Source organism: Rothia sp. HSID18067, assembly GCF_003989445.1.
GTDB lineage: Bacteria > Actinomycetota > Actinomycetes > Actinomycetales > Micrococcaceae > Rothia > Rothia aeria.
The window spans coordinates 281,874-294,374 of the sequence record NZ_RBMF01000002.1; the positions used below are offsets into that span (position 1 = coordinate 281,874).

The window sequence follows — 12,501 nt, forward strand, 5'->3', positions numbered from 1 at the left end:
CCCCACACGCTTGCAGAAACAGCTGCGGATATGGGGGTGCACCCATACCCCGGAAAGACTAAAAGTAAATAGGTAATATTAGGAAACTTGAGGTATTAGAATGAAGCAACCGTATGAAATAAGTTCTGATTTTTTCAAAAAGATGACATCTTCCGGCTGGTATTTTGAACGAGATGTGCTGCTTGAAAAATTACCGCCTCACCTGGAAGATCTGCCTGATCTGGTGAAGAAATTTTTACGGGAGATATGGTATATCTCAGTAGCCAAGGATATGTACATTCCGGTTGAATATGAAATGTTTATGTTTGACAATGAGGTTTATACTTTTGGGGAAACAACCCAAGAATTAATAGATTACTCATTAGAGGAAAACAGCTCCGACTACTTCTGCCCACATCTCATTGATAAAAAGATAAGAAATTTTGGTTTTAAAGAGGGTCGAGATATTTTAATTGATGAGCTGGGAAGAATCTATGAGATCCCCGATTCCGGCGATATTTATTATGTCGGAGGTAAGTTTTATGAGGGGCTTTATAATCTAATATATTCACGGGGAGAATCCTATATTGTAAGTGACACTGGTGACCTATTTAAAGAGACACAAGAAGGCATCATGTCAGCCAATATGAATATTGAGGATATTGAGTAACAAGCACATGGGATAGCCCGTGCGGACCGTTCTTCGCACCAGCAGGCGGTCACTGGCCGCGTGCACTATTCTTGTGGTTGCACAGCACCCCAAGCTGACAGCCACCTATCTCTCCTGCTTTACTTTTTAAGTATTTCACCCGTAAGCAATACTTTCACTGTCTTCTCGCCAGTTAAGAATTCCAAATTTCATAGTGGACGGACGGGGCAGCACCTTATAGGCTGGGATTTTAAGGGACTATTTCTACCTTTATTTCAGTAAAGATTCGGCAGAAAGCTGGGTGCTATGTATGAAGCTCACCCTACGTATTATCGGAATAGCAGCCCTTATATTCCTCGGTGCTGGCGTTATTCTATTGATCCTTGGGGGCTGGGGGTCGCTGGTGGAATACCATGCTTTTGAGTGGCGCGGTATTGACGCCGGAGGGACAAGCCCACTGGTACGAGCAACTACTGATCTTAGCTACCGGTGCCTGGGCATTGGTATTCCCCTAGGGGTTATTGCTGCGCTTCTAAAAATCATGACCTCCGTGCGTGAAGACAAGAAAATACGGGAGGAACAGCTCAGGCGACTCAGGGCAGATCAGCACAAGCAGCCGCCCGAAAAGCAGCAGTGACGAAAACAGCCTCAAGGCTTTGACACCCTTGAGATAATGGAACGGTGAGCGAGCCGAACCCCTTCCCCAGCATCCCCATCACCGAAGACAAGATACTCGAACAAGTCGGCGGACGAACCTTCCAACGCGCCCGCAACTACGCCGCCAAAGGCATGGTTGTACGCTACCGGTACGACGCGGCCGCCAACGAACTGCACGGCCTCGTCAACGGCAACACCCCCTCCCCCTACGAAGTATATGTTCGCTTCTCCCGGCCCAAAGGCCCCACCAATAACCACTTCGTCTCGAACTGCACCTGCCCCGTAGACCTCAACTGTAAGCACGCCGCCGCGCTCATGCTCACCGCCATTGACCGGGCGGAACAATCCCGTATCGCCCTGGGGATAGAACCCGAAGATAACGAGCCGCAGGTGCCCGAGCAGGTTAAAGACCTTGTGCGAGACCTGCAAGGACTCGGGGTTGAGGTGGGCACCGCAGCCACAATGGGTGAGACTGACCAAAAAATAACCGACGTCAAGGGTGAAAGCCGCACCCCACAGCGCAGCACCCGCACCCGTCAGACGGCGCAGCACCCCGGCAGCCCTCACCCTGACGACACCCCGCAGAACGCACCCTCACGCATCCCCGCCTGGAGGCGCGACCTCTCCCAGGTGCTCGCCGCAGGCGGCACCCCCACCGGCATTGACTCCGCCCGGGTATCCGGGGCGTTAGACCTATCTTTCAGCGTGGCACCCGCCCGGTCTTTCGGCCCCTCAAGCACAGAAACCGCCGCCCGTATTAACCTGCTCGCCCGCCCCCTCATGCGCTCCAACACGGGGCGCTGGGTCAAGGGCGGCCTCAGCTGGGAAACCTTCGCCTCATCCGTAGGCGGGCCGGTGCTGCGCCACGAAATATACCCCGAACACGAACGGTGGTTTGCTGAGCTCTACTCGGTGGTGCGGCCCTGGCAGTCCATGTACACCTCACATCGAGACTGGGTCTCGCTCAGCGCATCCGGCAGCGCCCTACTGTGGGATGTGCTCGCACGCGCCCAGCGCATCGGGCTGCCGATCCTGCTTGAAGGGCGCGAAATAAACTTGACGGTGCTGCCGCCAGCCACCGTAAAAATGCGTGCCACAACGCTCCCCGGCACCTCCTTGAGCGACCCGGCGGAGGGCGGGCTGCGTCTTGAGCCGATACTCGGCTGGGAAACCCGCCAGGACGGGCGCATCCGGCAGGTGTGGGTGGATGCGGCGAACTCTCACCCCCTGGGCACCCCGAACAGCGGCTACAACGGGGCCGGGGCGGGCACCTGCTGCATTGGGTTCTTCGCCCTTGGCGGGCTGGCGCAGCAGGTGTACGAGCAGGCGGCAGCCCAGGTGCGGTGGAAAACAACCCGCGAGGGTGCACTCGACCGCGTGTGCCGCGCCGAATTCGCAGCCGCCGAGGCGGAGCAGCCAGCGGCGGCGGAACAATCACAGGCAGGTAGCCCTGCCCCGGGTGAGCTGATCCCCGAGCTTGCCGGTGCCGCACCTGCGGAGCACCACGACGACATACCGCAGATTCCAGACGGACTGCAGCTGGCCTTCATCCCCCTCGCTGAGCCGCTGGATGCCGCCACCGACTCATTTATCACCACCGGCGCTATTGAGGTTCCCGGGGCTTCCCGTGAAGATTTTCACCGCGAATACCTGCCCGCCCTAGCGCGTACAGTACCGGCGCTGACCCCGGACCCGGCGCTGAACCTGCCGCAGGTGCGTTCGCCTCACCTGGTGTTTGAAATGGCCTTTAATGAGCAGGTGGCGCACGATGCGACCACCGACTGGTACTGGGAATACCCACTGAACCCGCTCGGCGCCCCCACCGCCGAAGATGAGCCCGACAGCGAAACGGGCACCGGTGAACAGTACACGCGCCTGCCGGTGTTTGGCTACGCGGGTGAACCCGGCGGGGACATTCGTGACGCCCGGTTTGAGGCGCGGGTACTGCGTAAGGTGCGTTCGCTGCCCGGCACTATTGAGCTGACGCGCGGACGTACCGAGGGCTGGGAAACCCGCGATGTTCTCACCCGCGTACTGCCCGCCCTGCGGCGGATTTCCGGGGTTCGGGTGCGGCTGCTGGGCACCGTGCCCGAGTTTACGGAGGCCACCGACGCGCTCATTGAGGTGAATGTGACTGAGGGGAATTCACGGGACTGGTTCGGGCTGGGTATCGCTATCCGCGTGAATGACTGGCATGTTCCGTTCTCGCAGGTTTTTGAGGCGCTCGATCGTGCCCAAGACAGGATTCTTCTGGGTAACGGCACCTATTTTTCGCTGAACCGCCCGGAATTCACGGCGCTGCGGGCGCTCATTGCTGAGGCACGCACCCTCAACGATTCCGGCACTGAGCTGCGCATTAACCGCCGCCAGGTGGGGTTGTGGGATGAGCTTGAGTCCCTGGCGTCGCATGTGAATACGGTGGCTTCCTGGGATGCGCAGGTGCGTAACCTGCTCAGCCTTCTAGACGAGACCCAAACGGATACACCAGAAGACCTCTCAGGGACGGAAAACCCCGAAAAAACAGCGCAGAACAGCCAGAAAAAGAATGAGCATTCTACACCCGGGGTGGTGCGGGAATACGCCTTCTCGGCGCTGAACCTTCAGGCACCCGCCGGGTTGGAGGCGACCCTGCGTCCCTACCAGCTGGAGGGGTTCCGGTGGCTCGCGTTTTTGCGGCAGCACCGCCTCGGCGGCATCCTGGCGGATGAGATGGGCCTTGGCAAGACCGTGCAGACCCTCGCGCTTTTAGCCCACGCCATGCAGGAGCACGCCGAACAGGCCACGGCAGGCCGGTCGCAGGATGGCGAGCAGCCGCCGTTCGCACCGTTCCTGGTGGTCGCGCCCACCTCTGTGGTGGGTAACTGGGCGAATGAGGCGGCACGGTTCGTTCCCGACGCGAAGGTTGCAGTGGTGAGCGCGTCCACCGCGAAAAGCGGGAAAAGCATCGCTGAAATGGTTGCTGGTGCGCACCTGGTGGTCACCAGTTACGCCCTCTTTCGGATTGATGAGGCGGGCTACACCGAGTACGGGCAGCTCTTGCAGGAACGCAGCAGGCAGGCTGCCACCGAAGAAACCGCCAGCGTGCCGCCCGCCGGGTGGGGCGCGCTGGTTTTGGATGAGGCGCAGTTTGTGAAGAACGCAGCCACCCGCGCGTGGAAGGCGGCGCGGGCACTTCCAGCCGATTTTAAGCTGGCGATCACCGGCACCCCCATGGAGAACAACCTCATGGAGCTCTGGGCGATCCTGGCGATTGTGGCAGACGGGCTGTTCCCGTCCGCCCGTGCGTTCCGTGACCTGTACGCACGCCCGGCCGAGTCTGGGGAGGACACCGATGCGGTGCCGCGCCTGCGCCGCCGGGTGGGCCCGCTCATGCTGCGGCGCACCAAGGAGGTGGTGGCTGCTGAGCTGCCGCAGAAGAACGATGTGCGCATTGATATTCCGTTGAATCCCACGCACCGGCGTATTTACGATACGCGGCTTCAGCGTGAGCGGCAGAAGGTGCTGGGCCTGCTGGAGGACATGGATAAAAACCGGTTCACCATTTTTCAGTCGCTCACGCTGCTGCGGCGGCTGGCGTTGGACGCTGCACTGATCGACCCGGTGGAGTATGAGGGGGTGGGGTCGGCCAAACTAGAGTACCTGCTGGGGCAGCTGCCCGACCTGCTGACGGGAGGGCACCGGGTGCTGGTGTTCAGCCAGTTCACGGGGTACCTGCGCACCATCTCGCGGCGGCTTGAGGCTGAAGGCATAAAGCACCTGTACCTGGACGGGGCCACCCGCAACCGCCCGCAGGTTTTGAAGGATTTTGCTGACGGTGTGGCACCGGTGTTCCTCATTTCGCTCAAGGCGGGCGGGTTCGGGCTGAACCTGACGGAGGCAGATCACTGCTTCATTATGGACCCGTGGTGGAACCCGGCGGCGGAACAGCAGGCGGTGGACCGCATCCACCGTATTGGGCAGGAACGTGACGTGCACGTGCACCGGCTGGTGGCGCAGGGCACCATTGAGGAGAAGGTCATGGATTTGAAAGAGTCAAAGGCCGCCCTATTTGAGGCGGTCGTCAATGACGGCTCGTTTGCTTCAACGAAGGTCAGCGCTGAGCAGGTGCGACAGCTGTTATCCCCGACCGGCTCCTAATTTCCCCTCACTAAAAAGGCTCTTTATACAAATAAAGCGGGACTTTTCACGCTTTATTCACATAAAGGCTCTTTTTACGCTCCTGGGAGGGGATTCCCAGTTTCGCGCTGGGCTGGATTCGCCCACTGCTCTAGCGTGCGGGCGCATCCGGGAGTACCGTTGAAAGCGTCAGTCCCCATTAAATTTCAGGAGAAGTAATGGTCAAAAACATCACGTTCAACGACGGCAACAGCATCCCTCAGCTGGGGTATGGCGTGTGGCAGATTGAGGATAATGGTGCAGCCGATGCTGTGGGCACGGCTCTCGAAACGGGGTACCGCCATATCGATACTGCGTCTATCTATGGGAACGAGGTTGGGGTGGGGCGCGGTATTGCGACCAGCTCCGTGCCGCGTGAGGATATTTTTCTCACCACCAAGCTGTGGAACTCGGATCAGGGTTTTGAGAAGGCTATTGCCGCGCTTGATGCCTCGTTAGAGCGGCTCGGCACCGACTACGTGGATTTGTATCTGATTCACTGGGCTAAACCGCAGCAGGGCACCTATCTGGAGTCGTGGCGGGCGCTCATTGAGCTGAAGAAGCAGGGTAAGGTGCGTTCGATTGGTGTCTCAAACTTTCCGCAGGCTCAGCTGCGCGAAATTATCGCCGATACCGGCGTGACCCCGGCGATTCACCAGATTGAGCTGCACCCGTATTTCTCGCAGGAAGATATGCGCGCGGTGCACAGTGAGTTTGGTATTGTGACCGAGGCTTGGTCGCCGCTTGGTCAGGGTGGCGAGATTCTGAAAGACCCGGTGATCGTTGAGATTGCGGGTAAGCATGGCGTTTCCCCGGCGCAGGTTGTGCTCGCCTGGCATCTGGCGAAGGGGACTGTGGCGATTCCGAAGTCGGTTACTCCTGCGCGCATTGCCGAAAACTTTGCGGCCGCTAATGTCACCCTGGATACGGCAGACATTGCGGCGATTGATGGGCTTACCCGGGCGGATGGTCGCATAGGCCCCGACCCGCAGAACCCTGAGTTTTAGCAGCTGGGGTTAGCGGCCCCGATGATCGCACCCATGTAGAAGGTTCCTTTGCGCTGAGAGAGTACATAGCCTCTCACAGCAAGGGAACCTTCTGCTCTGCAGAAAGCCCACTGTCCTCTGCGACAGAACCCACCCTATCGAGAACGTTTGTTCTTTTTCTGTTTCTGCCTGCCGGGTTCGGTATCTGGGGTATCGTCCACCAGCAGCGAGAGCGAGATGCGTTTGCGGGGCACATCCACCTCAACCACGCGGACCTGCACAATGTCGCCGCTGCGCACCACATCATGGGTATTGTGCACGCGGCGGCGGCTCATCTGCGAAATATGCACCAGCCCGTCTTGGTGCACCCCAATATCGACGAACGCGCCGAATGCCGCCACGTTAGAGACCACGCCCTCAAGTACCATGCCCGGGGCGAGGTCTTCGATACGTGAGATGGCTTCTGAGAACTGTGCGGTGCGGAATTCCGGGCGGGGGTCACGGCCGGGGCGCAGCAGCTCCGCCAAAATATCACGCACCGTGTAGTCGCCCGCTGTATTAGTGATGTAGTCGGCAGGGCGCATCCCCATCAGCGCTTTCTCGTTCTCTGATGTTCCCGGCACGGTGAGCGCCCCGGCGGCCCACACGGCACCGTTGCGGGCGCGGGCATCCGCAATAATGCGCCGCGCAATGGGGTACGATTCGGGGTGCACGGCGGAGGCGTCCAGGGGCTCCACCCCACCTGTGATACGCACAAACCCGGCCGCCTGCTCATAGGCTTTAGGGCCCAGCCGGGGCACGTTAAGCAGCTCGGTTCGGGAAGTAAAGGGGCCGTTCTCGTTGCGGTAGGCAACAATGTTTTCGGCGACGGTTCGGTTCAGCCCGGCTACGCGCGCCAGCAGCGGGACTGAGGCGCTATTGAGGTTCACGCCCACGGCGTTCACGCAGTCTTCGACGGTCGCGTCAAGCCCCCGGCGCAGGGCGGTAACGCTCACATCATGCTGGTATTGGCCCACGCCGATGGATTGCGGGTCGATTTTGACAAGTTCGGCGAGCGGGTCTTGTAAGCGCCGGGCGATAGAGACGGCGCCGCGTAGGGTCACATCCAGTTCGGGGAGTTCTTCGCTGGCGGTTGCGGAGGCCGAGTAGACGGATGCGCCCGCCTCAGAGACAGTGATTTTTTGTGCTTTCTCGTACCCGCCAGCACGCAGGCGCACCAGCAGTTCTGCGGCGAGTTTGTCCGTCTCGCGTGAGGCGGTGCCGTTACCGATGGCAATAAGCTCAACCCCGTGGGTGCGCACGGCGTTTTCAAGCCGGGTGAGCGCAGCATCCCAGTCGTGGCGGGGTGCGTGCGGGTAGATGGTGAAGGCGTCAAGCACTTTCCCGGTGCCATTAATGACGGCGCATTTAACGCCGTGTTTCAGACCGGGGTCTAGGCCCAGGGTGGTGCGCTGCCCGGCGGGTGCGGCAAGCAGAATGTCGCGCAGGTTTGAGGTGAATACGTCGATGGCTTCACGTTCTGCGGTTTCAAAGAGGTTTTCACGGATGCGCTCGGCCAGGCGTGGGTGCAGGCGTTTGCGCCAGGCGGCGCGTACAGTGGCGGCGAGCCAGCCGAGCACGCGGTCTTCGCTGTCGACGGTGTTGAGCACCTGCACGGGGATGCGCAGGGCTGCGGCTATTTCCCGCTCATATACCGAACGTGCGTTCTTGTAGTTTTCGGCGGCTGCACGGGCGGCTTCACGCTGTTCGCCTTTGAGGTGGCTGAGCGGCGGCGGGGGTGTGGCTGCGTCAATACTGAGTTTCACGATTCCCGCCTGGCGTGCGCGCAGCAGCGCAAGCACACGGTGGGAGCGGATGCTGCGGATGCGCTCTGAGAAGTCGAAATAGTCGGCGAATTTTGCGCCTTCACTGTCTTTACCGGCGATGAGCCGGGTTGAGATGGTGCCGGTGGCGACTAGCTTGTCGTAGAGCCGCCCGGTGAGTGCGGGGTCTGTGGCGGCGCGGTCGATCAGAATGGCACGTGCCCCTTCAAGCGCCTCTTCAACGGTGGTAATGGCGTATTCTTCGCCCTCCCCAGTTTCGTTCACGTAGGCAGCGGCAATATCGTACACACCGGCGAGGGGCACCTCCAGCAGGTCTTCAACGAGCGCGTCCAGCCCGGCGGCGCGTGCCTGCTGGGCTTTGGTGATGCGCTGGCTGCGGTAGGGGGCGTAGAGGTTTTCCAGCTCGGTTTTGGTGCGGGCTGCGCGAAGCCCGGCGAGCAGCTGCTCGTAGGTGAGCGGGTCTATAGCCCCTTCGGTGTAGCGTTCGGTGAGGGCGGCGCGGACGGCTTCTCGCCGCTGGTTGAGTGCGCGCAGCTGGGTGAGGCGCGTGTGAAGGGCCCGCAGGTTCATGTCGCTCATGCCGCCGGTGGCTTCTTTACGGTAGCGGGCGATGAAGGGCACGCTGGCGCCGGAGTCGAGCAGGGCAATAACGGCGTTAACGTTCGCCGGGGCAAGGTGCAGTTCTGCGGCGATACTTTCCGCTTCTTCCCCTGCCCCGGATGTGTTCAGGGTGCCGTTGCGGGACTGGGGGCTGTGTGGGTGGAGGCTGTGCGCGCGGCTGCGGTTCCCCGGTGCTGGTGCCGATGCTGTCCCCTGCCCGTCCGCCGGGTTGTGAGGTGCGGGCCGGGGTGCGGCATCACCGTCACGGTTGCTGCTGTTTGCGGGTTTAGGGTGGGGGCGTTGTGCGCTCATTCTTTTAGTTTCGCACCGTCGTGGGGTTCTCTGCCACTTGAGGCGGCGTGTTCGGCGTGTTTCTGCTGTGTACCGGGGTAAGCGGCGGCTGCAGAGCACACTAATGGCGGGGCCAGCGCATCCCTTGATGGGTACGCGGGCCCCGCCATTATGAGCGCTTGAGCGCTATAACCCTATTTCTTGTCGTCTGAGGCTTGTTTCAGATCCACGATCGGGTGGGACTGGGTGATACTGGTCTCGGGAACCTCCGGGTGCAGCTTGTTCTTCACGAACCAACCGATCGCGAGCCCGCCGAACCAGATGGGCATCAGCATAAGCCCCGCGCGGGTATCTTCAGCGGTTGCCAGAATGCAGACGGAGAATGCGAAGAACGCCAGCACAACCCAGCACATCACCACGCCGCCGGGCATGCGGTACACGCTCTGGGCGTGCAGCTGGGGGCGCTTACGGCGGTAGCACAGGTAGCTAATGAGGATCATGGACCATACGAAGATCACGAGCACAGCCGCCATAGTGGTCACCAGCGTGAACGCCCCAATAATGGAGTCGCCCGCATAAAGCAGCACGATGCTTGAGAGCAGCAGCGTGGAGGTGAGGAATAGTGCGTTGCGGGGCACGCCTTGGGCTGAGAGAACACCCAGTGACTTGGGGGCGTCGCCCTCCTGCGCCAGGCCGTATACCATGCGTGAGGTGGAGAAAATACCCGAGTTCGCCGATGAGGTTGCCGAGGTGAGCACCACAGCGTTCACCACGTGTGCGGCGATGGCTATCCCGGCGAGGCTAAACATGGTCACGAAGGGGCTTTTCGCGGGGTCAATCTCATTCCAGGGGTTCACCATGAGGATCACCAGAAGCGCACCCACGTAGAAGATAATGATACGTACCGGAACCGAGTTAATGGCTTTGGGCAGGGTTACGGTGGGGTTCTGGGTTTCTGCGGCGGTGGTGCCCACTAGCTCCGAGCCCATGAATGCGAAGATAGCGATCTGGAAGGCACCGAGGAAGCCGAAGACTCCGTTAGGGAAGAACCCGCCGTGCTCCCACAGGTTAGCGATCTGTGCGTGATAACCATCGCGGGTAGTGAAGCTGGTGGCTACCATCACAATACCAACCAGTATGAGTGCACAGATAGCGACGATCTTAATCATGGCGAACCAGAACTCAATCTCACCGAAGTTCTTCACCGAGGGCAGGTTCAGCGCCAGTAGCGCGATAATGACGATAAGTGCAGGTATCGCTTTAGGTAAATTAGGCCACCACAATTGGCTGTAGTCTACGATAGCGATAATATCCGCCACCGCCGTAACCACCCACATAAACCAGTACGACCAGCCGAGGAAGAACCCTGCTGGTCGCCCCACGAGGTCGGCGGTGAAGTCGGAGAATGATTTGTACTTGAGGTTCGAGAGAAGAATCTCGCCCATCGCGCGCAGCACAAGGAAAATGGCGGCGCCAATAACAATGTAGACCAGCAGGATAGAGGGCCCGGCTTTGGAGATTGCCTTGCCCGAGCCCATGAATAGGCCGGTACCGATGGCACCACCAATGGCGATGAGCTGAATATGCCGGTTGCTCAGCCCGCGGTGTAGTTCTTCAGCTTGGCCTGTACTCTCTGCCGCCGGTGCGGCGTTTTCGTGAGGTTGCTGCATCACAGTTCCTCTTTCGTGGTTGGATCCCGGTTCGGCGTGGGACAGCCCCGACTTTCGGGGCAAACTTTGGTGTTACAACCCATGATGTGTAGGAAACTACCAATGTTTTGAATATATATTCTACATAACTAATTCGGCATGTAGTAGTTATTTTTAAGTTGAGTGTTATAAATCTATGTCTTATATCATACACGGTACGATGCGGGGTGTCGCAAGTCATGGTAAGGACTTCACAGACAGTCCTTAGTACCGCGAAAAGCAAGGGGGCCCTGAGGTAATTCCACACATTGAGATACATTAGACATTCAAGTGGAAGGTTCGCATGATGCGCCAGCCTGCGGCACACTTAAAAATATTCATTCGTTCACCAGAATAATAATACACTTTCTTAGGGTAGCTTCAACCTAATGGCCGCCCCAGGGACAGACCCAGCACCCATACACGGTACTGCCGACAGCAATACGCTGGCTGCGCCTTCATTTTCACCTGCATTGCTGGCCCCTTTCATCCCCAGCCGTCTGGCGGGTGCCGGGCTGACTGCTTTCAGCGCAAACCTCATGACCATGTATTTCCGCAACCAGGACATGCACGATAAAGCCTTCCGCCCCACCCAGGACGGGCAGCAGCTGGCCAACAACATCGTGATGCTCGGCGCGGGTCTGGCACTGCTGTTCTCCGGCAAGAAGAAGTAGCCTGCACGGCGAATGTGCGGTCGTAAAGGCCAAGCGGGGGCAGTTTCTTCATTCGCATGAAGAAACTGCCCCCGAAACTTTTATCCCCAGAATTTTTGACAGTACCCGCCGCCGCGCGCCGCTACGTTATCCTGATAGGTATGTCATCTCAAGAGCAGAACACCTCCGCAGGCGCATCGTTAGAACCCGAAACTTTGCAGGATCCCGGTAAGAAGCAGGTTCCACCCGAGTTCTTCCGCCAGCCTTATTCCTTCGTGCGCCGTGGCGACCGCCTGACCTCGCGCCGCCAAAAAGCGTGGGACACGTACTCCCCCACCCATGTGCTCGACATACCCCGGCTGCGGGCAGATACCTCTGTAGCCCCCGAAGCCACCTTCGACCCGGTCACAATCTACGGGCGCGAAGCCTACCAGGTGGTCGAAATCGGTTCCGGGCTGGGTGAAGCAATCGTGCACCGCGCCTGTGAAATGCCCGAGGCGAACTTCCTTGCCGTTGAGGTCTACACCCCCGGCATTGCGGATCTGCTGCTCAAGATGGGGCAGGCCGGGGTTGAGAATGTGCGCGTCGCTCAGGCTAACGCCCCCGAACTGCTCGATAATATGCTGGACGAAAACTCGGTTGATGAGCTCTGGGTTTTCTTCCCCGACCCCTGGCACAAGTCACGCCACCACAAACGCCGCCTAGTCTCCCCCGCTTTTGCCGATAAGGTCGCGCGCGTGCTCAAACCCGGCGGAATCTGGCGTCTAGCCACCGACTGGGAAGAATACGCCCACGTGATGCGCGATGTCATGGAGGCGCACCCCGATTTCGAGAATCTTCATGCCGGTGAAGGCGCTACCGAGGACGACCCCGTGGGCGGGTGGGCGCCGCGCTGGGAGGGGCGCATCCTGACCAGCTTTGAGAGGAAGGCCCGGGAGGCGGGAAGGCGCGCCCACGACCTGACCTATAGGCGTAAGTAAATACTCGCAGCTGCCGTTTTAAAGCGGCAGGTATTGGGGC

At 59.6% G+C, this 12,501-nt stretch carries 8 protein-coding genes; 6 read left to right on the forward strand and 2 right to left on the reverse strand.

What is annotated here, in order from left to right:
- The first annotated feature begins 100 nt into the window (after positions 1 to 100).
- The 4 genes from D8M23_RS06325 (at position 101) to D8M23_RS06340 (ending at position 6,447) form a co-directional block, all read left to right on the forward strand.
- The gene (locus D8M23_RS06325; RefSeq protein WP_126854118.1) at positions 101 to 649 is read left to right on the forward strand and encodes a hypothetical protein; all 549 of its coding nucleotides are present in this window, start codon (positions 101 to 103) and stop codon (positions 647 to 649) included.
- A 289-nt stretch (positions 650 to 938) separates the two neighbouring features.
- Entirely contained in the window at positions 939 to 1,265 is a 327-nt protein-coding gene (locus D8M23_RS06330) for a hypothetical protein (protein ID WP_126854119.1), read from the forward strand.
- 44 nt (positions 1,266 to 1,309) lie between these two features.
- On the forward strand, positions 1,310 to 5,422 hold the full coding sequence (locus D8M23_RS06335; protein WP_126854120.1) for a DEAD/DEAH box helicase: 4,113 nt from the start codon (positions 1,310 to 1,312) through the stop codon (positions 5,420 to 5,422).
- A 197-nt stretch (positions 5,423 to 5,619) separates the two neighbouring features.
- Positions 5,620 to 6,447 carry an aldo/keto reductase gene (locus D8M23_RS06340; RefSeq protein ID WP_126854121.1) on the forward strand — a complete coding sequence of 276 codons (828 nt, stop codon included), beginning with the start codon at positions 5,620 to 5,622 and terminating at the stop codon, positions 6,445 to 6,447.
- 134 nt (positions 6,448 to 6,581) lie between these two features.
- Here the strand turns inward: D8M23_RS06340 and D8M23_RS06345 are convergent, their stop codons facing one another.
- Together D8M23_RS06345 and D8M23_RS06350 are read right to left on the reverse strand one after the other, a co-directional pair.
- Positions 6,582 to 9,161 (reverse strand): Tex family protein, encoded by a 2,580-nt coding sequence (locus D8M23_RS06345; RefSeq protein ID WP_174234620.1) that lies wholly within the window; start codon positions 9,159 to 9,161, stop codon positions 6,582 to 6,584.
- Between the two features lie 173 nt (positions 9,162 to 9,334).
- Positions 9,335 to 10,810, reverse strand: a complete 1,476-nt coding sequence (locus D8M23_RS06350) for an amino acid permease (RefSeq protein WP_126854122.1) — start codon at positions 10,808 to 10,810, stop codon at positions 9,335 to 9,337.
- A gap of 407 nt (positions 10,811 to 11,217) precedes the next feature.
- Between D8M23_RS06350 and D8M23_RS06355 the strand changes: the two genes are divergently transcribed.
- Together D8M23_RS06355 and trmB are read left to right on the forward strand one after the other, a co-directional pair.
- Positions 11,218 to 11,502 (forward strand): hypothetical protein, encoded by a 285-nt coding sequence (locus tag D8M23_RS06355; RefSeq protein WP_238693784.1) that lies wholly within the window; start codon positions 11,218 to 11,220, stop codon positions 11,500 to 11,502.
- A gap of 140 nt (positions 11,503 to 11,642) precedes the next feature.
- Positions 11,643 to 12,461, forward strand: coding sequence for a tRNA (guanosine(46)-N7)-methyltransferase TrmB (gene trmB, locus D8M23_RS06360; RefSeq protein WP_126854123.1), 819 nt, complete (start codon positions 11,643 to 11,645; stop codon positions 12,459 to 12,461).
- The last annotated feature ends 40 nt before the right edge of the window (positions 12,462 to 12,501 follow it).